General features: G+C 60.0%; 24 protein-coding genes and 1 pseudogene. 5 read left to right on the top strand and 20 right to left on the bottom strand.

Annotated features, from left to right (window positions below):
* Positions 1-69: 69 nt before the first annotated feature.
* The 3 genes from ASC74_RS31825 to ASC74_RS07435 form a co-directional block, all read right to left on the bottom strand.
* Positions 70-222: a hypothetical protein gene (locus ASC74_RS31825; protein ID WP_177338838.1), complete on the bottom strand. Its 153-nt coding sequence runs from the start codon at positions 220-222 to the stop codon at positions 70-72.
* Between the two features lie 63 nt (positions 223-285).
* Complete coding sequence (locus ASC74_RS07430) at positions 286-1,329, bottom strand: LLM class flavin-dependent oxidoreductase (protein WP_056740497.1); 1,044 nt, start codon at positions 1,327-1,329, stop codon at positions 286-288.
* Positions 1,330-1,494: 165 nt separating this feature from the next.
* Positions 1,495-1,980 carry a flavin reductase family protein gene (locus ASC74_RS07435; RefSeq protein WP_056740501.1) on the bottom strand — a complete coding sequence of 162 codons (486 nt, stop codon included), beginning with the start codon at positions 1,978-1,980 and terminating at the stop codon, positions 1,495-1,497.
* Between the two features lie 325 nt (positions 1,981-2,305).
* Here ASC74_RS07435 and ASC74_RS07440 point away from each other — a divergent pair, with 325 nt between their 5' ends.
* The gene (locus tag ASC74_RS07440) at positions 2,306-3,712 is read left to right on the top strand and encodes a purine-cytosine permease family protein (protein WP_056740503.1); all 1,407 of its coding nucleotides are present in this window, start codon (positions 2,306-2,308) and stop codon (positions 3,710-3,712) included.
* A 944-nt stretch (positions 3,713-4,656) separates the two neighbouring features.
* On the opposite strand, the gene ASC74_RS07450 is transcribed toward ASC74_RS07440, so the two are convergent.
* The 5 genes from ASC74_RS07450 to ribBA form a co-directional block, all read right to left on the bottom strand.
* Positions 4,657-5,808, bottom strand: a complete 1,152-nt coding sequence (locus tag ASC74_RS07450; RefSeq protein ID WP_056740507.1) for an ABC transporter ATP-binding protein — start codon at positions 5,806-5,808, stop codon at positions 4,657-4,659.
* Between the two features lie 17 nt (positions 5,809-5,825).
* Positions 5,826-6,635 (bottom strand): ABC transporter permease, encoded by an 810-nt coding sequence (locus ASC74_RS07455; RefSeq protein ID WP_056740508.1) that lies wholly within the window; start codon positions 6,633-6,635, stop codon positions 5,826-5,828.
* Between the two features lie 6 nt (positions 6,636-6,641).
* A complete protein-coding gene (locus ASC74_RS07460; RefSeq protein ID WP_056740510.1) occupies positions 6,642-7,586 on the bottom strand; it encodes an ABC transporter permease in 945 nt (314 codons plus the stop codon).
* Positions 7,583-8,608 carry an ABC transporter substrate-binding protein gene (locus ASC74_RS07465; protein ID WP_046049778.1) on the bottom strand — a complete coding sequence of 342 codons (1,026 nt, stop codon included), beginning with the start codon at positions 8,606-8,608 and terminating at the stop codon, positions 7,583-7,585. Before ASC74_RS07465 ends, ASC74_RS07460 begins: the two co-directional genes overlap by 4 nt.
* A 227-nt stretch (positions 8,609-8,835) precedes the next feature.
* The gene (gene ribBA / locus ASC74_RS07470) at positions 8,836-9,945 is read right to left on the bottom strand and encodes a bifunctional 3,4-dihydroxy-2-butanone-4-phosphate synthase/GTP cyclohydrolase II (protein ID WP_056740511.1); all 1,110 of its coding nucleotides are present in this window, start codon (positions 9,943-9,945) and stop codon (positions 8,836-8,838) included.
* 71 nt (positions 9,946-10,016) lie between these two features.
* Here ribBA and ASC74_RS07475 point away from each other — a divergent pair, with 71 nt between their 5' ends.
* Complete coding sequence (locus ASC74_RS07475) at positions 10,017-10,313, top strand: DUF1330 domain-containing protein (protein ID WP_056740514.1); 297 nt, start codon at positions 10,017-10,019, stop codon at positions 10,311-10,313.
* A gap of 101 nt (positions 10,314-10,414) precedes the next feature.
* Here ASC74_RS07475 and ASC74_RS07480 read toward each other — a convergent pair whose 3' ends face one another.
* The 10 genes from ASC74_RS07480 to ASC74_RS07525 all read right to left on the bottom strand — a co-directional run bounded on the left by ASC74_RS07480 (position 10,415) and on the right by ASC74_RS07525 (position 19,503).
* Complete coding sequence (locus tag ASC74_RS07480) at positions 10,415-10,978, bottom strand: NUDIX hydrolase (RefSeq protein WP_019690464.1); 564 nt, start codon at positions 10,976-10,978, stop codon at positions 10,415-10,417.
* A 2-nt stretch (positions 10,979-10,980) separates the two neighbouring features.
* On the bottom strand, positions 10,981-11,733 hold the full coding sequence (locus ASC74_RS07485; protein ID WP_056740516.1) for a GntR family transcriptional regulator: 753 nt from the start codon (positions 11,731-11,733) through the stop codon (positions 10,981-10,983).
* Between the two features lie 88 nt (positions 11,734-11,821).
* On the bottom strand, positions 11,822-12,211 hold the full coding sequence (locus ASC74_RS07490) for a carboxymuconolactone decarboxylase family protein (RefSeq protein ID WP_046049783.1): 390 nt from the start codon (positions 12,209-12,211) through the stop codon (positions 11,822-11,824).
* Entirely contained in the window at positions 12,208-13,668 is a 1,461-nt protein-coding gene (locus ASC74_RS07495; protein ID WP_056740518.1) for an NAD-dependent succinate-semialdehyde dehydrogenase, read from the bottom strand. The genes ASC74_RS07490 and ASC74_RS07495 overlap by 4 nt, the downstream gene beginning before the upstream one ends.
* A 168-nt stretch (positions 13,669-13,836) precedes the next feature.
* Positions 13,837-14,322: a flavin reductase family protein gene (locus ASC74_RS07500; RefSeq protein ID WP_033057760.1), complete on the bottom strand. Its 486-nt coding sequence runs from the start codon at positions 14,320-14,322 to the stop codon at positions 13,837-13,839.
* 12 nt (positions 14,323-14,334) lie between these two features.
* Entirely contained in the window at positions 14,335-15,816 is a 1,482-nt protein-coding gene (locus ASC74_RS07505) for an aldehyde dehydrogenase (protein WP_033057762.1), read from the bottom strand.
* Complete coding sequence (locus ASC74_RS07510) at positions 15,813-16,646, bottom strand: alpha/beta fold hydrolase (RefSeq protein WP_046049786.1); 834 nt, start codon at positions 16,644-16,646, stop codon at positions 15,813-15,815. The genes ASC74_RS07505 and ASC74_RS07510 overlap by 4 nt, the downstream gene beginning before the upstream one ends.
* 43 nt (positions 16,647-16,689) lie before the next feature.
* Positions 16,690-17,280: an amino acid synthesis family protein gene (locus ASC74_RS07515; RefSeq protein WP_046049787.1), complete on the bottom strand. Its 591-nt coding sequence runs from the start codon at positions 17,278-17,280 to the stop codon at positions 16,690-16,692.
* A 189-nt stretch (positions 17,281-17,469) separates the two neighbouring features.
* The gene (locus ASC74_RS07520) at positions 17,470-18,102 is read right to left on the bottom strand and encodes a response regulator (protein WP_033057767.1); all 633 of its coding nucleotides are present in this window, start codon (positions 18,100-18,102) and stop codon (positions 17,470-17,472) included.
* Positions 18,103-18,135: 33 nt separating this feature from the next.
* Positions 18,136-19,503, bottom strand: a complete 1,368-nt coding sequence (locus ASC74_RS07525) for a cache domain-containing protein (protein ID WP_056740519.1) — start codon at positions 19,501-19,503, stop codon at positions 18,136-18,138.
* A gap of 658 nt (positions 19,504-20,161) precedes the next feature.
* On the opposite strand from ASC74_RS07525, the gene ASC74_RS07530 reads away from it, so the two are divergent.
* On the top strand, positions 20,162-22,219 hold the full coding sequence (locus ASC74_RS07530) for a carbon starvation CstA family protein (protein WP_046049790.1): 2,058 nt from the start codon (positions 20,162-20,164) through the stop codon (positions 22,217-22,219).
* Positions 22,220-22,233: 14 nt separating this feature from the next.
* Positions 22,234-22,406, top strand: a pseudogene (locus ASC74_RS30860) (YbdD/YjiX family protein).
* A gap of 95 nt (positions 22,407-22,501) precedes the next feature.
* On the opposite strand, the gene ASC74_RS07535 reads toward ASC74_RS30860, so the two are convergent.
* Both ASC74_RS07535 and ASC74_RS07540 read right to left on the bottom strand, forming a co-directional pair.
* The gene (locus ASC74_RS07535) at positions 22,502-23,215 is read right to left on the bottom strand and encodes a metallophosphoesterase (RefSeq protein ID WP_056740521.1); all 714 of its coding nucleotides are present in this window, start codon (positions 23,213-23,215) and stop codon (positions 22,502-22,504) included.
* Positions 23,216-23,344: 129 nt separating this feature from the next.
* Entirely contained in the window at positions 23,345-23,548 is a 204-nt protein-coding gene (locus tag ASC74_RS07540) for a hypothetical protein (RefSeq protein ID WP_046049793.1), read from the bottom strand.
* A gap of 521 nt (positions 23,549-24,069) precedes the next feature.
* Here ASC74_RS07540 and ASC74_RS07545 point away from each other — a divergent pair.
* Positions 24,070-24,471: a DUF5329 domain-containing protein gene (locus ASC74_RS07545; RefSeq protein WP_046049794.1), complete on the top strand. Its 402-nt coding sequence runs from the start codon at positions 24,070-24,072 to the stop codon at positions 24,469-24,471.
* The last annotated feature ends 701 nt before the right edge of the window (positions 24,472-25,172 follow it).

Raw genomic sequence — 25,172 nt, forward strand, 5'->3', positions numbered from 1 at the left:
AAGCACAAAGCACCGGGCACGCCTCGTGATGACGAGACGTGGAGTGCGTGAATTCCAGTTCGGGAGGGCTCAGTGAACGGGTTGCCAGAAGCCGTTCTGCTTGGCGGTAACGCTGGCGCGCAGACGCTTGAAATGGAGATGCGAAGCGGTCCATTCGCCGCGCAGGTAAGCCTGCTCGGCGCCGGAGGGAAGGGCGAGTGATGGGCGGCGATCATTGATCATTGGAATCGACCCTACACGTCAGTCAGCCCCCCGGCTTCGCGTCCGAGGGGCAGGGTGGTGGACTCAGCGGAACGCCGGGACCACGTGTTTGATGAACAGCTCCAGGGATTTTTTCTTCTCCGCGTGGGGAAGGCTGTTATCGCACCAGAAGCTGAATTCGTCGACCCCCAGTTCCTGGTAGTACTTGATGCGCGGGATGATTTCTTCCGGGGTGCCGATCATGGCGGTCTTGTGCAGGCTCTCCAGTTTGAACTCCGGGCGCTCGGCGAACTTCTCTTCCGGGCTCGGCGCCAGGAAGCCGTTGACCGGCACTTCCTTGTTGCCGAACCAGGCATCAAAGGTGCGATAGAACCTGGAAATCGCCTTGGCCCCGACTTTCCAGCCTTCGGGATCATCCGTCGCGTGGACGTGGGTGTGACGCAGCACCATCAGTTGCGGGCGTGGTACGTCCGGGTTGTTGTCCAGGGCCGCCTGGAATTTGTTCTTCAGGTCGAGGACTTCTTCGTCGCCCTTCATCAGCGGCGTGACCATGACGTTGCAGCCGTTGGCCACGGCGAAGTTGTGTGAGTCCGGGTCGCGAGCGGCGATCCACATCGGCGGGTTAGGCTTCTGGATCGGCTTCGGCACACTGGTGGACGTCGGGAATTTCCAGATATCGCCATCGTGGGCGTAATCGCCTTGCCACAGGGCGCGCACCACCGGAACCATCTCGCGCAGCGCTTGACCACCGGAGGAGGCGGGCATGCCGCCGGCCATGCGGTCGAACTCCACCTGATAAGCGCCACGGGCCAGACCGACTTCCATGCGGCCGTTACTGATCACGTCCAGCAAGGCGCATTCGCCGGCGACCCGCAACGGGTGCCAGAACGGCGCAATGATGGTGCCGGCGCCGAGGTGAATGGTGGTGGTCTTGGCGGCCAGGTAGGCCAGCAGCGGCATCGGGCTCGGCGAGATGGTGTATTCCATGGCGTGGTGTTCGCCGATCCAGACGGTGCTGAAACCGCCGGCTTCGGCCATCAGGGTCAGTTCGGTCAAGTCTTCGAACAGCTGACGGTGGCTGACACTTTCGTCCCAACGTTCCATGTGCACGAACAGGGAAAACTTCATGACGCTTACCTCGGATCTTTGTTGTTTTGTTGGCGTGCCATAACACGACATATTTACAAAATGTTTATCTTGAAAAGATCAAAAGATCGCAGCCTGCGGCAGCTCCTACATTCTAGCGGCGTACACCTGTAGGAGCTGCCGAAGGCTGCGATCTTTGCTTTCGAATCAGGCGAGCACGGGCAGGGCGCCCATTTTGCCGTGGCAATACACCAGTGGCCCGGCGTTCTGCTGGGGCACGATCAGGTTCTTCACCGCGCCGACCATGATCGCGTGGTCGCCCCCTTCGTATTCGCGCCACAACTCGCATTCGATCACCGCCGTGGCGTTGGCCAGAATCGGGTTACCGAGCTCGCTCAAGGTCCATTCGATGCCTTGCGCCTTGTCTTTGCCTTTGCGCGCGAAGGCATAGGCTTCGCTCTGCTGGCCGCCGGACAGGACGTGAATGGCAAAGCGTTTGTTCTTGATCAGTACCGGATAGGAATCGGAGCTGTAGTTGGGGCAGAACAGCACCAGGGCCGGGTCCATGGACAGCGAGCTGAAGGCGCTGGCGGTCAGGCCGACGATTTGGCCATCGTCATCCAGCGTGGTGATCACAGTCACCCCGGAAGGAAACGAACCCATCACTTGTTTATAGATGGCGGCATCGATCATGGGACGGTCCTCTGGCGGTGTAATGCGGGTTTTTATGTGTTTGTAGGTCTGATGGTATACCGTAATACATAGTTTGCAAGGGCTTTTTTTTTGACCCGATAAACGTACGTCTTTGGTCTTGTAGCCAATGTTTACGGGGCTTGTAGCCCGTTTAAACGGGCGCTGATGCTTGAGGATTGCGGCTCAGATGGGCGCTAAAAGACCGGAGCAGTCTTGTTAAAAAGATGGAATACCATAATATGACCGGCATCTGAGGGGCGGCCAAAGAGCTCCCCCGGTTTGGCTTCGTACAACTATAAGATCAGACAAACTAGAGTTCATGCACATGTCCCAGATGTCCCGGCAAGACCCCCTGATCGAGAATCACACGGTCGATTACGTCCCACTCGCGGAACGCCACGGGAAGGCCCGCGACCTTTTCACTTTATGGTTCAGTACCAACATTGCACCGCTGCCCATCGTGACCGGCGCCATGGTGGTTCAAGTGTTCCACCTTGACCTGTTCTGGGGGCTGTTGGCGATTGCGCTCGGACATATGGTCGGCGGTCTGGTGATTGCCCTGGCGTCGGCGCAAGGTCCGCGCATGGGGATTCCGCAGATGGTGCAGAGCCGCGGCCAGTTCGGCCGTTACGGTGCGCTGCTGATCGTGTTCTTTGCCGCGATCATCTACATCGGCTTTTTCATCTCCAATATCGTGCTGGCCGGAAAGTCAATTGTCGGCATCGCGCCTTCGGTTCCGGTGCCGGCGAGCATCCTCATCGGCGCCTTGAGCGCCACCGCGATCGGGGTGATCGGTTACCGCTTCATTCACACCCTCAATCGCATCGGGACCTGGGTCATGGGCAGTGCCTTGCTCGCCGGTTTCCTTTACATCTTCGCCCATGACCTGCCGGCGGACTTCTTCACCCGCGGCGGTTTCAACCTGTCGGGCTGGCTGGCAACGGTGTCGTTGGGAATCATCTGGCAGATCAGCTTCTCGCCTTATGTGTCGGACTACTCGCGTTACCTGCCGGCGGATATCGGGATTGCCCGGCCGTTTTTCGCCACGTATCTGGGCGCGACGCTGGGCACCATTCTGTCGTTCACTTTCGGCGCGGTGGCGGTGCTGGCCACTCCGGAAGGTACCGAGGCGATGGCGGCGGTGAAGCAATCCACTGGCTGGCTGGGGCCGATTCTGATGGTGCTGTTTCTGCTCAACATCATCAGCCACAACGCCTTGAATCTGTATGGCGCGGTGCTGTCGATCATCACCTCGATCCAGACCTTCGCCAGTCAGTGGACGCCGAGCATCAAGGTGCGCGTGGTGTTGTCGAGTATCGTGCTGGCGGGTTGCTGTTTTGTCGCATTGGGCGCTTCGGCGGATTTTATCTCGCAGTTCATCGGATTGATTTTGGCGCTGTTGCTGGTGTTGGTGCCTTGGGCGTCGATCAACCTGATTGATTTCTATCTGATCAAGCGTGGCAGCTATGACATTGCCTCGATCTTCCGTGCGGATGGCGGGATTTATGGGCGGTTCAATCTGCATGCGATCGTTGCGTATTTCATCGGGATTATCGTGCAGCTGCCGTTTGCCAATACGTCGTTGTATGTCGGGCCGTATGCCAATCTGGTGGACGGGGCTGATTTGTCATGGCTGGTGGGGTTGGTGGTGACTTGCCCGTTGTATTACTGCCTGGCTACGCGTGGGCGGGGGCAAGAGAGCAAGGCCGCGAAACTGGGTTACACAAGCTAGCGTCTGACTTGAGTTCGTGTCTGGAATGCCCGGCTTCTGCCGGGTATTTTTGTTTGCGCTAGGTTGTGTGTATATCCGTTTCTGCGGTGATGGCTGCTGGCGGTTTCGCTTTTACAGCGACTCCCTTTTGCAAACGCCCAAAAGGAAGCAAAACGCTTTGCCCCTCCATTCGGTGCCTCGCTTAGGCTCGGCATGCCGTAACGAAGGCATTGCTCCGGGGGCCCGCCGCCATCGGCCATCCATGGCCGGGGGCGGCTACCGCGGCATCCTTGCCGCGGTGCCCCCTGCGCAATACCTGCGTTCGGCCTCTGGGAAAGGGGCANGGGCCCGCCGCCATCGGCCATCCATGGCCGGGGGCGGCTACCGCGGCATCCTTGCCGCGGTGCCCCCTGCGCAATACCTGCGTTCGGCCTCTGGGAAAAGGGCAACAGATCTGAAGCCAAAGCAACAGCAACAGCAAGATCAACAGCTTCGCGAGCAAGTCGAATCGTCGCACCGCCGCTCCCACATAAAGCAGATCGGCGTACAGCTTTTGCTCCTCACCACTCAACAGGCCAAGCGTTAGCTCGCCTGCAGCTTTTGATCTTGATGCACCGCCCCCTCGAGAGGCCGAGTGGAGGTTCTGCGCAGTGGGCAACCCGGCATGGATGCCGGGTTAGCCGCCCCCGGCCATGGATGGCCGATGGCGGCGGGCCCACGGAGCAGGACCGGAGCGAGGGTATGCCGAGCCTAGGCGAGGCACCGAACGACAGGGGCAGGAGCGCTTTGGTTACTTTCGCGCTTTTCGAAAGTGACTCGCTGTAAAAGCGAAACCAATAGCCGCCGCTACCAAAAAAACGGATATGCCCACAAACCAAAGCGCAAAAAGGCCGCCACAACCCGACGTTGCGGCGACCCGAGGGTGACAGATAAATCACGGCCCACTGGCATGGACCGGCGCCAAATCAATGAGCCCCAGCAGCCTTGTTCAAATCACTCTCAGCCCATTCGGTATAAACACAAGCATCCGCAGTGGCCCAACGCACCCGCACCGGATCGCCAGTCTTCATCGGCATACCGGCGGCAGAAAGCGCCTTGACGGTCATCGAGGTGCCGCCGGAAGTCATCACCGTGCAAGTCTGGCTTTCACCAAGAAACAGCACCTCCCCCACAATCGCCGACACTTCATTCCAGCCTGCCGCCAGCGGTTCCTGAGCCGCTTGCTCAACGCTCAATGCCAAAGCCTTTTCGGGACGAACCATCAGCAGCACATCCTGATGGGTTTGCAATCCTGCGGTCAGTCGAATCGACAACGATTGCCCTTCAAACGTAGCGACCGCATTGCCCTGAGCCTTGAGCTTGAGGAAGTTCGAGTTACCAAGGAACGAAGCCACAAACGCATTCGGCGGATTCTGGTACAGGTCGTAACCACTGCCCAACCCGACGATCTTGCCGTGGCTGAAAATCGCGATACGCTGGGACAGGCGCATGGCTTCTTCCTGGTCGTGGGTCACGTAAACAATGGTGATGCCCAGACGCCGATGCAGCTGGCGCAGTTCATCCTGCAAGTCTTCGCGCAGTTTCTTGTCCAGCGCGCCGAGCGGTTCGTCCATCAGCAGAATGCGTGGTTCATAAACCAGCGCCCGAGCAATCGCCACACGTTGCTGCTGGCCGCCGGACAGTTGCGAAGGGCGGCGATGCGCAAATTGCTCAAGCTGCACCAGTTTGAGCATCGCATCGACCCGGCGCTCGCGCTCAGCGGTGGCCAGTTTGCGGATGGCCAACGGGAACGCGATGTTGTCGCGTACCGACAGGTGCGGGAACAGCGAATAACGCTGAAACACCATGCCGATGTCGCGCTTGTGCGGCGGTACGTTGACCAGCGATTGGCCATTGACCAGGATCTCGCCGCTGCTCGGGGTTTCGAAGCCGGCGAGCATCGACAGCGTTGTACTTTTACCAGAGCCGCTGGAGCCGAGGAACGTGAGAAATTCACCGTCCTTGATGTCCAGCGAGATGTCGTCCACGGCGGCGAAATCGCCGTAGTACTTGTTCAGGTTGCGCAGGCTTACCAGCGGTTGGTTGCTCTGCGCGGAATCTTTGATCACTGCACTCATGTCGTACTCCTGGGCGCTCAGGCGCTGATTTCATTGCGCCGGCGAAGGGCGGCGGCGATCACCATGACCAGTACCGAGAGGCCGATCAGCAGCGTCGAGGCGACGGCGATCACGGGCGTCAGGTCCTGGCGCAGGGTGGTCCACATTTTCACGGGAAGGGTTTGCAGGGTCGGGCTGGCCATCATCACGCTCAGCACCACTTCATCCCAGGACACCAGGAACGCAAACAGCGCGCCGGCCACCATGCCCGGACGAATCGCCGGAAAGGTCACCTTGAACACCGCTTGCAAGCGTGAGGCGCCGCAGATCACGGCGGCATCCTCGATCGACTGATCGAACAGCTTCAGCGAGTTGATGATCGAGATGATGGTGAACGGCAAAGCAACGATCACGTGGCTGACCACGAAGGCGAACATCGTCCCGGTGTAGCCTAATTTGAGGAACAGTGCGTACACCGCCACCGCGATGATCACCAGCGGCACGATCATCGGCAGGGTGAACAGACCGTAGAGCATTTCACGGCCAGGGAAGCGCCCGCGCACCAGTGCAAAAGCGGTCGGCAGGCCCAGCGCCACGGCGAAGAACGTGGTCAATACTGCGACCTTGAGGCTGGCCACGGCCGCGTTCATCCAGTCGGCGTTGGAGAAGAACTGGCCGTACCATTTCAGCGTCCAGCCTGGCGGCGGGAACACCAGCCACTGGGAAGAACCGAAGGACAGCAGCACGATGAACACGATCGGCAGCAACAGGAACAGTGCGATCAAACCCGTTGTGAAGTACAGGCCGAAGCGCATGCGCCGGCTCATGGCATTGGGGGTCAGGAGCATGACGGCTTACCTCGCGTTGCTGGCGCCAACCGGGGATTCCGGCTGGAGCTTCAGGTAGAAGTAGAACAACACCAGCGTAATGACGATCAGCAACGCGGCGCCGGCGCTGGCCAGGCCCCAGTTGAGGAACGACTGCACCTGCTGAATGATGAACTCGGGCAGCATCATGTTCTGCGCTCCACCCAGCAGCGCCGGGGTGACGTAGTACCCAAGCGACATCACGAACACCATCAGGCCACCGGAGAACAATCCTGGGCGGCAGAGCGGCAGGAACACCCGGAAGAAGTTGGTCCAGGGGCTCGCGCCGCAGATCGAGCCGGCCTGCAGGATCATCGGATCGATGGCCTGCATGGTCGCCTGCAGCGGCAGCACGATGAACGGGATCATGATGTAGCTCATGCCGATCACCACGCCGGTGAGGTTATGCACCATCTCCAGCGGCTGATCGATGATGCCCATCGCCATCAGCGCCTTGTTGATCACCCCGGACGCTTGCAGCAACACCAGCCAGGAATAGGTCCGGGCGAGGAGGCTGGTCCACATCGACAGCAGCACGATGTTGAGGATCCAGCGACCCCAGCCTTTTGGCACCAGGGTGATGGCCCAGGCCAGTGGGAAACCGAGCAGCAGGCTGAACAATGTCACCAGTCCGGCCACCGAGAAGGTGTTGAGCAAGACCCGTGCATACGCCGAGTTGGCGAACAACTGCTCGTAGTTGCCTAGCCCCGGTACCGGCTCCAGCACGCCACGCAGCAGCAGCCCGATCAGCGGCGCCAGAAAGAACAGGCCGAGGAACAGCAGGGCGGGGATCAGGTTGCTTGAACCGCGCCAGCGCTGTGCCAGGGAAGGGGATTGGTTCATCGCAGCCGCCTTGCCGAGAGCCGAGCCGGCAGCGCCAGTGGCGCTCCCGACCTGCGTGGATTGACGGGACGCGGTTACCGTCATTTTCATTTGACCAGCCATTCGTTCCACCGTGTCGCGATGGCCGGACCGTTTTTGGCCCAGTACGCGAAATCAAGAGTGATCTGATCCTTAGCGTAGGCAGTCGGCAGGTTAGGGGCCAGCACCGAGTCCAGGCGCGCCACGCTGTCGACGTTGACCGGCGCATAGGCGGTCAGGTTGGAGAAGTCAGCTTGTCCTTTGGCGCTGCTGGCGTTGGCCAGGAACTTCATGGCTGCGGCCTTGTTTTTTGTCCCTTTGGGCACGACCAGAATGTCGGCCATGACCAGGTTCTGTTTCCAGCTCACGCCCACTGGCGCGCCGTCCTCTTGCAGGGCGTGGATCCGGCCGTTCCAGAACTGGCCCATGCTCGCTTCGCCAGAGGCCAGCAACTGTTGCGACTGGGCACCGCCGCCCCACCAGACGATGTCTTTCTTGATGGTGTCGAGTTTCTTGAAGGCGCGATCCAGGTCCAGCGGGTAGAGCTTGTCGGCGGCTACGCCATCGGCCAGCAGGGCCAGTTCCAGCACGCCTGGGCTTGGCCATTTGTAGAGGGCGCGTTTGCCGGGATAGGTTTTGGTGTCGAACAGCGCGGACCAGTCCTGAGGCTTGCTGGCGCCGAGCTTGCCTTCGTTGTAGCCGAGGACGAAGGAGAAGAAGAACGAGCCAACGCCGTGATCGGAGACAAACCGCGGGTCGATTTTATCGCGCTGGATGACCGTGAAATCGAGGGGTTCGAGGAGGCCTTCGGCGGCGGCGCGCAGGGCGAAATCGGCTTCGACATCGACCACGTCCCACTGCACATTGCCGCTTTCGACCATGGCTTTGAGTTTGCCGTAGTCGGTTGGGCCATCCTGGACCACGGTGATGCCGCTGGCTTTGCTGAACGGATCGGCCCAAGCCTGCTTCTGCGCATCCTGGGTGCTACCGCCCCAGCTGACGAAGTTGACGCTTTCGGCCGCCATCAATGCCTGGCTGGTCACGCTCAGCAGTCCCGCAAAAAGTATTGCGGTTGCACGTTTGTTCAACACCATTTTCACGCCCTCATTGTTGTGTTTATGAGCGGGGCTTTTAGTGCCCGCCTATCGGGAGCAGTAGGTCCGTCGGGCCAGTGATGGTCGTCCGGTCTATGGAATATCATATTATGGTATTCCAAACTTTGTGCAAGCACTTTGCCTTACCGGCTATCAGCCAAAAGTGCTTTTTTTTACCGTCAGGCCACCGGACAGTGGCCCGCACGTTTATGGAGAAAAGCCCGAAATCATTCGGTGAAGGGGATGCTTTCCACCACTTCCAGGTTGTAACCGGTCAAACCCGCGTACTTCAGCGGAGGACCAAGATGACGCAGCTTGCCCACGCCAAGGTCCTGCAGAATCTGCGCCCCGGTGCCCACTTCAGAATAGATGCGCGACTGCGAACGGCTGAACTGCCGTGGCGGCTGGGTCAGCTGCGGCACACGCTCCAGCAGCGCTTGCGACGACTCATGATTGGCCAGCACCACCACCACGCCACGACCTTCCTCGGCCACTCGCTGCAACGCCGCCCACAACGTCCAGTTGGACGGACCGCTGTATTCGGCGCCCACCAGATCGCGCAGCGGATCGATCACATGCACTCGCACCAGCGTCGGTTCGTCCCGGTGCAACTTGCCCATGACCATTGCCATGTGGACGCCGCCTTCGATGCGGTCTTCAAAAGTGATCAGCCGGAAAGTGCCATGCACCGTGGGCAGTTCACGTTCACCGATACGCACCACGGTGTGTTCAGTGCTGAGGCGATAGTGGATCAGGTCGGCGATGGTGCCGATCTTGATCCCGTGCTTGCGCGCGAACACCTCCAGGTCCGGGCGGCGGGCCATGGTGCCGTCATCGTTCATCACTTCGACGATCACCGAGGCGGGCGTGAAGCCGGCCAGGCGTGCCAGGTCGCATCCGGCTTCGGTGTGACCGGCGCGGGTCAGCACGCCGCCTTCCTTGGCGCGCAGCGGGAAAATGTGACCGGGTTGCACGAGGTCGGCGGGCCCGGCATTAACGGCGACGGCGGCTGCCACGGTACGCGCCCGGTCGGCGGCGGAGATGCCGGTGGTCACGCCCACGGCGGCCTCGATGGAAACGGTGAACGCGGTGCTGAACACGCTGCCGTTGCTCGGCACCATCTGCTCCAGCCCGAGGCGCTGGCAGTGGTCGTCGGTCAGGGTCAGGCAGATCAGACCGCGCGCTTCCCGGGCCATGAAGCTGATGGCCTCGGCCGTGCAGCAATCGGCGGCCAGCAGCAGGTCGCCTTCGTTTTCCCGATCCTCGTCATCGACCAGGAGCACCATCTTGCCTTGTCGATAGTCTTCGATAATTTCTTCGATGCTGTTGAAGGCCATGCTGGGATTCTCAGTGTTTGATTGAAATATATTGTGGTATACCATAATACAAAATAAACCGAGAGGTCACTATGAAGGCGTACTGGATTGCTCATGTAGATGTCACCGACCCCGATCAATACAGCCAATACACCCAGCGGGCGCCGGCGGCCTTCGCGTTGTATGGCGGACGGATGTTGGCCCGGGGCGGGCGCAGCGAAGCGCTGGAAGGCGGGCCCACGCCGCAGCGCAACGTGGTGATTGAATTCGACTCGTACGAACAGGCGCTGGCCTGCTACCAGTCGGAGGAATATCAGGAAGCGAAACGGCACCGTGAGGGCGTGGCCCGGGCCGAGATCATCATTGTCGAGGGCGTGGAGACGTTGTGATGCCACCTGTAGGAGCTGCCGAAGGCTGCGATCTTTTGGCTGCTCGCAAACGAGCCAAGATCAAAAGATCGTCCGAACGCGGCCCGAACCTTCGGCAGCTCCTACCGGATGAAGTGAATCTTGCCGGTATCGTCGTTGCCGATGTAAATGCCATAGACCCCGGCCTGGCGTTCCTCGATATAGCGCTCGAGGATCTGCCGGATCGCCGGGTAGTAGATGCTGTCCCAAGGAATGTCCTCGGGTGCGAAGAATTTGTAGTCGAGGGTTTCCGGCCCGTACTGGCCGGTGATCTCCAACGCAATGGCGCGGAAGATGATGTACACCTCGCTGATCTTCGGCACGCTGAAGATCGAGTACGGCGAGAGAATTTCCGCGCGCACGCCGCTCTCTTCCCAGACTTCGCGCAGCGCTGCTTGTTCGGTGGTCTCGCCGCCTTCCATGAAGCCGGCCGGCAGCGTCCAGGTACCAGGACGCGGCGGAATGGCGCGCTGACACAACAAATACTTGCCGTCTTGCTCGATGATGCAGCCGGCAATGATTTTCGGATTGACGTAATGGATGTAGCCGCAGCCGCGGCACATCAGGCGCTCGTGCGTATCGCCCGGCGGCAGCTGAGACCTGAGGTCATTGCCGCCGCACTTTGGACAAAAGCTCGGGCTGAACATCTTTAGCGACCTATGCGCGGTTCTTTAAGCGCGATCGGCAGGGTGATCTCAGGAATTTTCCCGGTCTCTTCCTGTTTGCGCTTGAGGTAATCGAGGGCGACAGTCGCGGCGGCGCGCACGTGGTCGACGCAAGCCTGGTGGGCGGCGAGGGGGTCGCCACTCTTGATCGCCTCGACCATGCGTTCCATTTCCTGATTGCTCGCGCCGCGACGGTTTTCCTGGGACACCGACGTCGCCCGCAGGTAGCTGATTCGTGCCTGCAACTGACGCAGCTGAGTGGCCGCGACATGGTTGCCGGAGCCTTCGAGCAGGACATCGTAGAAACCCTGAACCGAATCGATCACCTGTTGCAGCTCGCCGTCCTTGAGGGCCTTGCGGTTTTCCTCGAGGGCTTTTTCCAGGGCCTTGATGTCCTTGGCCTTGGCGCGCAGGGTGAACAGCTGGACGATCAGGCCTTCGAGCACGCAACGCAGCTCGTAGATATCACCGGCGTCAGAGAGGGTAATGATGGCGACCCGTGGGCCCTTGGCGTCGGCGAATTCCACCAGGCCTTCGGATTCCAGGTGACGCAAGGCTTCGCGTACGGACGTGCGGCTGACGCCCAGGCGATCGCACAGATCGCGCTCGACCAGACGGTCTCCCGGCATGAGCTGGAAGTTCATGATGGCGCTTCGCAGTTTATCCAGCACGATTTCGCGCAGGGTAACGGGGTTGCGATTGACCTTGAAGCTGTCGTCGAGTGGCAGGCGTTTCATGGGGTCCGCTCTGAATGTGGCTGTCCATGCAAAAAGAGCACTTCGATCGCAAGAATCTCCGTGCTCGGTCAGGTCAAACAGCCAAGGGTTAACTGGAGGCCTCGGCATCGGCTTCGGCGAACGCTTCACGGGCGAGCCGGAAACTGTCTACGGCAGCGGGGACACCGCAATAAATACCGACCTGAAGCAGAATTTCGCGTATTTGTTCACGAGTCAGTCCGTTACGCAAGGCGCCGCGTACATGCAGCTTGAGTTCGTGAGGCCGATTGAGGGCCGAAATCATGGCCAAGTTTATCATGCTGCGCTCTTTAAGCGACAAACCCTCACGGCCCCAGACATGGCCCCAGCAGTACTCGGTGACCATTTCCTGCAGCGGCCGGGTGAAGTCGTCGGCGTTCTCGATGGAGCGTTTCACGTAGGCTTCGCCCAGCACCTGGGTGCGGATTTTCAGCCCCTGTTCATATTTCTCGTTGCTCATTGCGGTGTGCTCCCGAAGTCTTCCAATCCGCCCATCAGGGTGTATTTGAGTTCCAGATAATCCTCGATGCCGTACTTGGAACCTTCACGGCCCAGGCCCGAGGATTTGATGCCGCCAAAAGGCGCGACTTCGGTGGAAATCAGCCCTTCGTTAATCCCTACCATGCCGTACTCCAGCGCTTCGCTCATGCGCCACGCGCGACCGAGATCGCGGGTGTAGCAATAGGCGGCAAGACCGAATTCGGTGTCGTTGGCCATGTGGATCGCCTCGGCTTCAGTCGCGAAGCGGAACACGGCAGCCAGCGGACCAAAGGTTTCGTCTTGGGCGACTTTCATCGAAGAGGTCACGCCGGCCAGCACCGTTGGCTGGAAGAATCCGTGCCCGAGGACATGACGTTCGCCGCCGCACATTAGCTGGGCACCCTGAGCGAGTGCGTCCTGAACGTGGTCTTCGACTTTGGCCACGGCGCGTTCGTTGATCAGCGGACCTTGATTCACGCCAGTGTCAAAACCGCTGCCGACGTGCAGTTGCTTGACCCGCTCGGCCAGGCGAGCGACGAAGGCGTCGTGAATGCCGTCCTGCACCAGGAAGCGATTGACGCACACGCAGGTCTGCCCGGCGTTGCGGAATTTGGCAATCAGCGCACCCTCAACGGCACGCTCCAGGTTGGCGTCGTCGAACACGATGAAGGGCGCATTGCCCCCCAGTTCCAGCGAGACTTTTTTCAGCGCCATCAGCAATTTGCCGATGGCAGTGGAGCCGGTGAACGACAGCTTGCGCACCAGTGGGCTGGCCGTCAGCTCGCCACCGATGGCCACGGCGTCGCCGGTGATCACGTTGAAAATGCCCGGCGGAATGCCGGCCTGTTCTGCCAGCGCGGCCATGGCCAATGCCGAGAACGGGGTTTCCGGTGCCGGTTTAACAATGCACGGGCAACCCGCCGCCAGTGCCGGGCCGGCCTTGCGGGTGATCATCGCCGCCGGGAAATTCCATGGGGTGATGGCCGCGACGACGCCGATCGGCTCCTTGCTGACCACGATGCGCGCATCGCCTTTGTGGCTGGGAATGGTGTCGCCGTAGATGCGCTTGGCTTCTTCGGCGAACCACTCGATAAAGCTCGCGGCATAAAGGATTTCGCCCTTGGCTTCGGCCAGTGGCTTGCCTTGTTCGAGGGTGAGGATTTCTGCCAGCGCATCGGCATTTTCAATCATCAGCGCGTGCCAACGTTTCAGCGTCTGGCTGCGTTCTTTAGCGGTCAGCGCACGCCAGGCCGGCCAGGCCTTGTTCGCGGCGGCGATGGCCTGACGAGCGTGCTCGGCGCCCAAGTTAGGCACCCTCCCGATCAACTCGCCGGTGGCCGGGTTGAAGATGTCCTGACAGGCGCCGTCCGGGGCATCCAGCCATTGGCCGTCGATATAGGCCTGCTGGCGGAACAGTTGCGAGGCTGCTGGGTTCATGCCGGCTCCTGGGAATATAAAAAAAATTTGCGCCGAATGCTGTACCTGTGGGAGCGGGCTTGCTCGCGAAAGCGGTGTGTCAGTCTGCATCAATGTTGAATGTGCGACCGAATTCGTCGGAACGCCGCCCGGAGCAAGCCCGCTCCCACAGGGTTTTGAGTAAACCCGTCAGGCCAGGGCGGGCAAAGGGCCCAGCTTGCCTTTGTGATAGATCATCGGCGTCACCGGTTGCTCGGGCAGAATCAGGTTCTTCACCGCGCCGACGATGATCGCGTGGTCACCGCCGTCGTATTCGCGCCACAGTTCGCACTCGATGATCGCTGTGGCGTTGCCCAGCAGCGGATTCCCCAGCGCGCTCAAGTGCCAGTCGATGCCATTGGCCTTGTCCTTGCCTTTACCGGCAAACGCATAGGCTTCGGCGGTCTGGTCGGCGGACAGCAAGTGAATCGCGAACTGCTTGCTGTCGCGCAGGATCGGGTACGTGTCAGAGGCATAGTTGGGGCAAAACAGTACCAGTGCCGGATCGATCGACAGCGCACTGAACGCGCTGGCGGTGATGCCGACGATGCCGCCGTCCGGGTCCAGGGTGGTGACCACCGTGACCCCGGATGGGAACGAGCTCATGACGTCTTTGTAAATGCCGGGTTCGATCATTTCGTCAATCTCCTAGCGCATCACGAAGGGGTCAGGCATCGGTGCCTGGGAGAGGTTGATCCACACCGTTTTCAGCTCGGTGTAGGCCAGCACCGAATCGATGCCGCTCTCGCGTCCATAGCCGCTGTTCTTGAAGCCGCCGATTGGTGCCATGGCCGACACGGCGCGGTAGGTGTTGACCCAGATGATCCCGGAGCGCACGTCCCGGGCCAGGCGATGAGCCCTGCCCAAATCGCGAGTCCAGATGCCGGCGGCGAGGCCGAACTGCGAGTCGTTGGCAATCGCCAACGCTTCGGCTTCATCCTTGAAACGAATCACCGAGGCCACTGGACCGAAGACTTCTTCCTGCATGATCTTCATCGAGTTGCGGTCGCATTCGAACAAGGTCGGCTCGTAGAACCAGCCATCGCCCAGATTCTGCGGACGCTTGCCGCCCAGGCGCAGGCGCGCCCCTTCGGCGATGGCATCGGCCACCAGGCCTTCGACCACGGCCAGTTGCTGCGCGGTGGCCATGGGGCCCATTTCGCTGCTGTCTTCCTGCGGGTTACCGATGCGGATGCGTTTGGCGCGTTCGACCAAACGATCGACGAACTCATCGTAGATTTCGTCCTGCACCAACAATCGCGAACCGGAGACGCAACTCTGACCGGAGGCCGCGTAGATCCCGGCAATCGCGCCGTTGATCGCGCTGTCGAGGTCGGCGTCGGCGAAGATAATGTTCGGCGATTTGCCGCCCAGTTCCAGCGACAGCTTGGCGAAGTTCTCGGCGCTGCTGCGCACCACATGCCGTGCCGTCGCGGCGCCGCCGGTGAAGGCGATTTTGCGGATCAGCGGATGGCGGGTCAGGGCCGCGCCAGTGCTTGGGCCGTAACCGGTGACGACGTTGACCACCCCCGGCGGGATGCCGGCTTCCAGCGCCAGACGCGCCAGTTCGAGAATGGTTGCCGAAGCGTGCTCCGACGGTTTGATCACGATGGTGTTGCCCGCCGCCAAGGCCGGGGCGAGTTTGATCGCCGTCAGATAAAGAGGGCTGTTCCACGGAATGATCGCCGCGACCACGCCCATGGCTTCGTGCACGGTGTAGGCAAACAGATCCGGCTTGTCGAGGGGCAGGGTGCCGCCCTCGAGTTTGTCGGCCAGGCCCGCGGTGTAGTGGAAGAACTCCGGCAAGTAGCTGACCTGGCCACGGGTTTCGCGGATCAGCTTGCCGTTGTCACGGCTTTCCAGCTGCGCCAGATGCTCCTTGTTTTCGGCGATCAGATCGCCCAGGCGCCGCAGCAGTTTGCCGCGGGCGGTGGCGGTCAAGCCGCGCCAGGCCGGGCTGTCGAAAGCCGTTTGCGCCGCTTGTACGGCGCGCTCGACGTCGGCTTCGTCGGCATCGGGCAGTTCAGCCCAGGCTTGGGCCAGGGCCGGGTTCAGGCTTTCAAAGGTCTTGCCGGACAGGGCATCGACCCATTCACCGCCGATGCACATCTGGAAGCGTGCGAGTGTCATGCAACGATCCCCTTTATTTGGTTTTGTCGGGAGTGCGCGGTGTCGAGAAACTCCAGCAGCAGCTGGTTGACCAGGCGCGGTGATTCTACGGGCATCATATGCCGCTGCTCGGCGAGCACGGCAACTGTCGCGCCGGGAATACGTGCGGCCAATTGCTCGGCCATTTCCGGTGTCGAACCCGGGTCCAGTTCACCGGTGGCGATCAGTGTCGGCACCTGAATGCTGCCCAGGTCGTCAGCGCGGTACATGTCCTGGGTCGCGAACAGCTCATAGGTAGTCAGGTAACCCTGCGGATCATTGTCTGCCAGGGTTTGGCGCAAGGCCGCAATCTGCGCCGGATTGGCCGCCTGATATTCGCGGCTGAACCAGCGCGACAGGGCGGCTTCGGCGTTGGCATCCGGTCCGTGCTCGGCCGCTTGAGCGGTGCGGGCGATGACGCCGGCACGCTGTTCGGGGCTGCGATTGAACACGCTGTTGAGCACCACCAGGCCTTGCAGGCGTTGCGGGTAATGCAAGGCAAATGCCCGCGCGACCAGCCCTCCCATGGAAAAACCGATAACCGTCGCCTGGGGCAATTGCAGGTGATCGAGCAGCTCCAGCAGCTGGTCGGCATAGCCGAGCAGGGGGGTGCCGCTTTCCGGGCGCGGGCTGGCGCCATGGCCCAGCATGTCGTAGGCAATCACGCGGTACTTCGTGGCCAGGCCAACGACCTGGCCGCCCCACATTTCTTTGTTCAGGCCCACGCCGTGGATCAAAACCACGGGCTGGCCTTGGCCGGTCGCCAGGTAACTGGTGCCAGCCGGGGTGAGTTCAGCGGTGAGCCGAATCATGGAGCGCTCCTGCATGCCTTTTTGTTGTTCTTACCGACCTTGATTACTGGGCGTTTTCAGCGGCCAGCTCTTCCAGGTCGATGTAACGGTTGCCGATGCGTGGGTGCAGGCGGCCGCCATCGGCGCAACCCAGTACCACCACGATTTCGTCGGCACGCGGTGCATCTTCAATTTTCATTTCCAGGGTGATGTAGTGCGAACGCAGGCCTTCGTCGTCCTTGTGCATCATTGGAATCTGGATCGAAGTGCCCGGGCCGCCGCGCTTGTTGGTGAAGCTCAGGTAGCTCTTGGCTTTCACCGCTTCGCGGTAATGGTTACCGAAGCGCAGGGTGTGGATGACGGCGGAGGCGTGTTCGATTTCACCGTCGGCGCCCACGACAGCGGCCTTGCCGTAAGCCTCGATCTTCTCGGCGCCGCCGATGATGCCGACCAGACGCTCAACCATCAGCGCACCGAGGTCGGAGCAGTTGGCGCGAATTTCCGGTTTCAGGTCTTCGACAAAGCCGCGACCCAGCCAAGGGTTTTTTATCACGACGGCCAGGCCGACCATGGTCACTGGTTTATCGGTGGCCTTGCCGCCTTCGATAAAGGTTTCTTCGACATAGCTGACGATCTTGCGGATTTCGAAACTCATGAGCTGCTCCGTGTAGGGTGAGAGTGTCTGTGCGTCTGATGGTATACCATAATACCGGTAGCGCAAGTCCCTGAAATGAGTTTCTGGTCGGACGGTGGTGAAAAGGGAGAAGGGAATGGCTGTTGCCAATAAAAAACCAAAAAAAACCCGGCTGATAAGGCCGGGTTTTCCATTGAGTATTAATGTCTGCTACCGCGAGATGATCCCGTGATCGATCGCGTATTTGACCAGGGCCGCCGGTTTGTCGATGTTGAGTTTGCGACGGATGCTCAGGCGATGGGTTTCTACCGTGCGAACGCTGATATCCAGTTCGCGGGCCATCTCCTTGTTGTTCAGCCCTTGAGCCATCTTGTACAACACCTGGCTCTCGCGCGGTGTCAGCTCGTTGTCGGTATTTTTATCGGCGATGAGCCGCTGGGCGATCTCGGCACTGTAGAACGTGCCGCCACTGGCAATGGCTTCGATCGCCGCGATGATTTCCCGCGACGGCGAGTTCTTCAGTACATAGCCGCTGGCCCCCGCGCGAACGGACTCACTCACGTATTCATTATTGTCGTACATGCTGAGCACCAGCACCTTGAGCGACGGGTACTGGCTGCGTAACACTCGGGTCAGCTCGAGCCCGTTCATGTCCCGCAGGCTGATGTCGACCAGCAACAGGTCCGGCTGGCAGCGTCCGACCATTTCAATGGCATCCGCGCCACTCTCGGCTTCGCCCACCACTTCCAGGGGGGCCATGACCGCCAGCAGCGCTTTGATCCCGTCGCGGACCAGGGCGTGATCGTCGACCAGGGCGACGCGGATCGGGTAGGGCAGGTTCATCGCGGGTATTCACTCTTGTTGTCAGGGGGCGAGTCAGCGTGTTGTACCGGGCATTTTCATTGGCAGCCAAACGTCCAGCTCGCTTCGTCCCGGCATCGAGATCAGGTCGAATCGTCCACCAAAATGCTCGACACGCTCACGGATATTACGCAGGCCAATGCCCGCATGACGACGTTCGACCTGGGCGACGTTGAAACCGATACCGTCATCGACCACCGTCAACCGTATGGAATCTTCGGACCCGTGCAGGGTAATGGAGACGTTTTTAGCCTGGGCGTGTCGTTCAATATTAGTCAGGCCCTCTTGCACGATGCGAAACAGCGAGACCGCTGCCCCGTCGACTAAATGACAGTCGAATTCGTTGTCGTTGTAAGTCACCACCAGGCCGCTGCGTTGCTCGAATTCTGCGGCGAGTTGACCGATCGCCGCCGGCAGGCCCAGGGTGTCGAGCAGCGAGGAACGCAGGTCGTGAGAGAGGCTGCGCACCTCGCCAATCGCTTCCCCCAGGCGTTCCGTGGCATCTCTCAGCGTACTCAAACCCTTGTCGTGTGCTTGCCCATTCTCGAGCAGATGGCTGGCCAGTTCGAACTGGAATTTGATGGAGACCAGTAGCTGGCTGATGCCGTCGTGCAGTTCACGGGAAACCCGTGAGCGCTCTTCCTCTTGCAAGCTGACGATACGCTGAGTCAGGCGCTGAAGTTTTTTGTCGGCCAGGCGATGCTCGCTGACGTTCAGCGTCATGCCGCTGGCGAAGACAAACAGCACCGCCACGAGGGCCACCGCGGCAATCGCCAGCATGGTTTTACGAATGCCCTGGGCCACTTCGTCACGCGCCTGTTGGGTTGCGCGCTCAACGTCTTCAAGGTAGATGCCGGTGCCGAGCATCCAGCCCCAACGATCCAGCATCACCACATAGGCGAGCTTGTCGGTCACCTGGCCGGAAGAGGGTTTGTTCCAGGCATAGCGTTGAAAGCCTTCGCCCGATTGCGCGCTTTTGAGCAACGCCTGGATCACCGGCAAACCATGAGGGTCCTTCATGTCCCACAGGTATTTGCCCACCAGTTCCGACTGGCGCGCGTGCATCAGGCTGCGGCCTTCGTGGTCGTAGACGAAGAAGTAGCCATTGATGCCAAAGCTGAGCTTGCGCAGTTCTTCCAGCACTTGTTGCTGTGCGTGTTCGTCACCGTGGCCGTCGTCGTACAGCGGCTCGATCAGGCTTTGCGCCATTTCGACGTAGTTCTTCAGTTCGGCGCGCTTGCTCGCCAGAATGCTGTCTTCGATCAGTTGCGCCTGTTGTTCACCCAGTTGCCGGTTCATGGAGATCACCAGCGCGCAGATGACGGCGATGGCCAATACCAGCGGCAGAATCCCGAGCGCGACGATTTTGTGTTTGAGCTGCATCTTGGCTCCTGACCGGGCTGAGGGGAGGCTAAGGCCCGGCATCATATGCCAAAGATACGCGGGTCCAGTAGCGGTGCTGGACGGAATGACCTCAGGTGTACATATCCATTTCTGTGGTAACGGCCGCTTAGGGTTTCGCCCTTACGGCGAGTCACTTTTGACAAACGCCTCAAAAGTAACCAAAAAGTCTCGCCCCGAGCGTCCGGCCCCTCGCCTAGGCTCGGCGTTCCTTCGTTCCGGTATTCATCTGGGGGCATCGCCTCCGGTCGGCTTCGCTTCGACCTCCTCTCGATGTGTTCGACTTCGTCGAACGGCGCTGCGCGCCTCCCCCCAGATGAAGATCAAGATCAAAAGCTGCAGGCGAGCTAACGCTCGGCCTGTTGAGTGGTGAGGGGCGGGTGTACGCAGGTTTGCTATTGCTTTTGTAGGAGCTGAGCTTGCTCGCGATGGCGGCCTGACAGTCAACCAATTACTCGTAGGTGTACACCATTCCCCTGGGGGAGCGGCGTCATCTACGTAGAACTACGTAGACACCGCGTACGTAGTAACGCGGATTTATTTGTAGACGGCATGCGGGGATATTGGGCCAGCTCCGCACAGCGGACACAATTATAAAAATTACCGCCGCAGTCCACTGGCTGTCGGCAGGAGACACGCTATGCCCCGTCTGGCTAAACACCTCGCCTGGTTTGCCGTGGCTGTCCTGGGAGCGTTTGCGCTAAGTGTCGTGGCCCTGCGCCGCGGCGAAGCGATCAATGCCCTCTGGATCGTAGTCGCAGCAGTCGCTATTTATCTCGTCGCATACCGCTACTACAGCCTGTTCATCGCCACCAAGGTGATGCAACTCGACCCCAATCGTGCCACGCCGGCTGTCGTTAATAACGATGGTCTGGACTACGTGCCGACCAACAAACACGTACTCTTCGGTCACCACTTCGCAGCCATTGCTGGTGCGGGGCCGCTGGTCGGTCCGGTCCTGGCGGCGCAGATGGGCTATTTGCCCGGCACGCTGTGGCTGATTGCCGGCGTGGTGTTGGCCGGTGCCGTTCAGGACTTCATGGTCCTGTTCATGTCCACCCGCCGCAACGGTCGTTCCCTGGGCGACATGGTCCGTGAAGAAATGGGCCGCATTCCCGGGACCATCGCGCTGTTTGGCTGCTTCCTGATCATGATCATCATCCTCGCGGTGCTGGCGCTGATCGTGGTGAAAGCCCTGGCCGAAAGCCCGTGGGGGATTTTCACGGTGATGGCGACCATCCCGATCGCGATGTTCATGGGCATTTACATGCGCTACATCCGCCCGGGTCGCATCGGTGAGATCTCCGTTGTCGGCGTGTTGCTGCTGCTCGGTTCGATCTGGCTGGGCGGACAGATTGCCGCTGATCCGGTCTGGGCCAAGGCCTTTACCTTCACCGGGCTCCAGATCACCTGGATGCTGATCGGTTACGGTTTTGTCGCCGCGGTATTGCCGGTGTGGCTGATTCTGGCACCGCGGGACTACCTGTCGACCTTCCTGAAAATCGGCACCATCGTGGCCTTGGCGATCGGCATTCTGATCACCATGCCCGACTTGAAAATGCCGGCACTGACCCAGTTCGTCGACGGTACCGGGCCGGTATGGAAGGGCGGTCTGTTCCCGTTCCTGTTCATCACCATCGCCTGTGGCGCGGTTTCCGGTTTCCACGCGCTGATTGCTTCCGGCACTACGCCGAAGTTGTTGGCCAGCGAAGGCCATGCCCGTTACATCGGTTACGGTGGCATGCTGATGGAATCCTTCGTCGCCATCATGGCCATGGTTGCTGCGTCGGTGATCGAACCAGGCGTGTACTTCGCCATGAACAGCCCGGCGGCGCTTGTCGGCTCTGATGCTGTTTCGGTTGCTCAGACCGTCAGCAGCTGGGGCTTTGCGATTACCCCGGAAGCGCTGCAAGCGGTGGCCAAGGACATCGGTGAAACCACGATCCTGGCCCGTGCCGGCGGTGCGCCGACCCTGGCGGTTGGTATCGCGCAGATCCTGCACCACCTTCTGCCGGGTGAAAACACCATGGCGTTCTGGTACCACTTCGCGATCCTGTTCGAAGCGCTGTTCATCCTGACCGCGGTCGACGCCGGTACCCGTGCCGGCCGCTTCATGCTGCAGGACTTGCTCGGCTCCTTCGTGCCAGCGCTGAAACGCACTGAATCCTGGACCGCCAACCTGATCGCAACCGCCGGTTGCGTGGCGATGTGGGGGTATCTGTTGTATCAGGGCGTGATCGATCCGCTGGGTGGCATCAACACCTTGTGGCCGTTGTTCGGTATCTCTAACCAGATGCTGGCCGGTATCGCGCTGATGTTGGCGACCGTTGTGCTGATCAAAATGAAACGCCAGCGCTACGTCTGGGTCACCATGTTGCCCGCCGTATGGCTGCTGATCTGCACCACCACCGCCGGCTTCATCAAGCTGTTCGATGCCAACCCGGCGATCGGTTTCCTGGCCTTGGCCAAGAAGTACAGCGATGCCCTGGCCAACGGTCAGATCCTCGCCCCGGCGAAGAGCATCGACCAGATGCAGCACGTGATCTACAACGCCTACACCAACGCAACGCTGACCGCGCTGTTCTTGCTGGTGGTCTTCAGCATCCTGTTCTTTGCACTCAAGGTCGGTATCGCCGCCTGGGGCACTAAAGAACGTACGGATAAAGAAGCGCCATTCCAGGCTCTGCCGGACGCTTGATCGAGGATTGCAGCATGTTCAATGACCTGAGTCGCCTCGGTAAATACCTCGGTCAGGCCGCGCGCCTGATGGTCGGGATGCCCGACTACGACAGCACCCGGACAAACCGGTGATGAGTTATGAGGTGTTCTTTCGGGAACGCCAGGAAGCTCGTTACGGAAGCAAGGCTGGGCCGAAGTGCTGTTGAGGGTGGGTGGCAGTGATGCCACCTAACTAATAAAGAACCCGGCTGATGAGGCCGGGTTTTTTTTGAGTGAATGGCGTTGGCCGATCCGTGTTGAGTCAGCTTGCGGGGATGGTTTCGAGCGTTTCGAGATCCAGCAGGGTGAAATAACCCCGGTCCGGCCTCCAGCCACCCGTATCGATGTGAATCACATTGCCAAGGCTGACGGGCATATAAAGCGGCGTATGCCCTACGACCAGTGCGCGCAGGCCTTCAATGCCATGCGTCTCCTGCTGATCGATCCGCCTTCGTGACCACATGCAGTAGTGTTGGACTTCCTGCAGACGCCTGTGGCTTTCCGGCGACTCCAGTTCCTTTCGCAGCTGCTGCCATGATGGAAATGGACAATCGGCGTGCACGATGCCGATCAGGCCGTGTGCCGTTTCGACTTCGATCGCGATAGGGAGCTTGGCGAACTGCGCCGCGAATGCTTGCTTCTCGAATAGCGACAGGCCCGTGAACCATGAGCCCCCGTTGAGCATCCAACTGTCGATGTCGCAGGTATCGAAATACACCACGTAGTCGTCATGGTTGCCTAGCACCGGGTGGAACCATGGTTTGTCCAGCCAATCGAGCGCGTCATGGCACTCGGGCCCGCGGTCAATCAGATCGCCAACACTGAACAGGCGATCTACCAAGCGGTTGAACCCGGCTGCATCCAGAGCGTCCTGCAACCGAGTGAAATGGCCATGAATGTCACCGACCGCGAAATCTCGGCCGGCAACGTTTGCGGCGAAGTGCTTCACGCGCGACATCTCTACAGTTTCGAGCATGGGAATGCCACTCCGGCAGCTCCCCAACGGGCTAGTCAGTTGAGTTTAGGCCAAGAAGTGGGACTCGACCTTACCGCGCCGGCAGGCAGACCTTACCGCCTGCCCAACGGCTGCCCGGATCAAACACCGTCAGAGCAAGTAGGCCGTTGCTTGCCCGAAATGGTTGTCCTGCACTCCGGCGATAAGGTGCAGAGGCATGTGTTGCGCATCCATGGATGGAACTTCGAAACTGTCCACAATCTGGGTGTGGCGCTCACTCAGCCCGGTCGACTCTTCGACAAGAGCCTTGGCCATTCTCGCGTGGTTCGCTGCGATTTCGTTGAGAGTTGACACGTTACATCTCCCGGTGACTGACCAAGCGCATCGCTGGCGTCCTAAGCGTTAATTAAAGTGCTGCCGCGTCAGAATTACGTCGTCCTGGGGCTGCTACGAGCGTCTTCTGCAAACCTTAAGCCATGAATAGTCAAAAAAATCGCGCAGCGTTTCTGATGCGACGAATGGTGGTGCCGATATTTCCGGAGCCTATAAGGCCGGGGAAAAAGGTGATTAGACGGGGAGAAGTTGTTTTGTTAAAAAAATAGTGCATGGCTGCTAATGACACGCCAATGCATCTCCATTCGGTTAGATGGAAATCGCCCAACATTGAGCTGGGCAACGATCAATGAGTCTGATGCCGATACAGGGATAAGTAACTGCGACTTTGGCCAACTGCTCGCGCACAGAGGCATTGGGCTCATTGATCCCCTTTCCCTTCCGCAGGTTGATCCTTTCGAACGAAGAACATCGCCCAGCGTTCTGCTGGTTGCTTGGGTGACGCCGCGCTACAGTTACCCTTTTTTGGACAAGGAGGAACCATGTGGATTTTGAAAGTAGCAGCGACTCGCCCCATTTTCCGCCAATGGCTGATCACTGCTTCTATCGGCCTTTTTGCAGTGGCGGGCGGTGCACAGGCTCAAACCACGCCACAGGCAAACCAGGAGATAAAGGGCTTGCTGGATTTTGTGGAGCGCAGTGAGTGCAAGTTCGTGCGCAACGGCAGTGAATACCCTGGGCCCCAGGCTCGGGCACATCTCGAAAAGAAGCTGAATTATCTCGAAGGCAAGAACCTGGTGAGTAGCGCAGAAGACTTCATCGATCTCGCTGCCACTAAAAGCAGCATGAGTGGCAAAGCCTATGAAGTGCGTTGTTCGACAGGCGTCCAGCCGACGAGCACCTGGCTGAAGACAGAGCTACAGAGACAACGCCAGCAGCATTGAGCCTACTCCCCCCTGAAACCGGGTACATATCCGTTTCTGCGGTGATGGCTGATTACGGTTTCGCTCTTACAGCGAGTCACTTGGAAAAGCCCCAAGTAACCAAGGGCTCTTGCCCCKCCATTCGGTGCCTCGCYTAGGCTCGGCATGCCCTCACTCCGGCATTGCTCCGGGGGCCCGCCGCCATCGGCCATCCATGGCCGGGGGCGGCTACCGCGGCATCCTTGCCGCGGTGTCAAAAGCCAGAGCAAAAGCTAGATCAACAACACTCCGCGCTCACCGCCTGATCGTTCCCACGCTCCGCGTGGGAATGCCGCCGGGGACGCTCCGCGTTCCGCTGTCGACGCAAGGCTCGAGTCCTGCGCACTGGTGACGCAGAGCGTCACGGGATGCATTCCCACGCGGAGCGTGGGAACGATCAAGAAAGAGCTGTGAACACCCGCTTTTCACCACTCAACAGGCCGAGCGTTAGCTCGCCTGCAGCTTTTGATCTTGATGCACCGCCCCCTCGAGAGGCCGAGTGGAGGTTCTGCGCAGTGGGCAACGATGGCGGCGGGCCCACGGAGCAGGACCGGAGCGAGGGCATGCCGAGCCACAGCGAGGCACCGAACGACAGGGGCATGAGCGCTTTGGTTACTTTCGCGCTTTTCGAAAGTGACCCGCTGTAAGAGCGGAACCATAAGCCGCCGTGACCGCAGAAACGG

It is taken from the genome of Pseudomonas sp. Root329 (genome assembly GCF_001424925.1).
GTDB classification, from domain to species: domain Bacteria; phylum Pseudomonadota; class Gammaproteobacteria; order Pseudomonadales; family Pseudomonadaceae; genus Aquipseudomonas; species Aquipseudomonas arabinosi.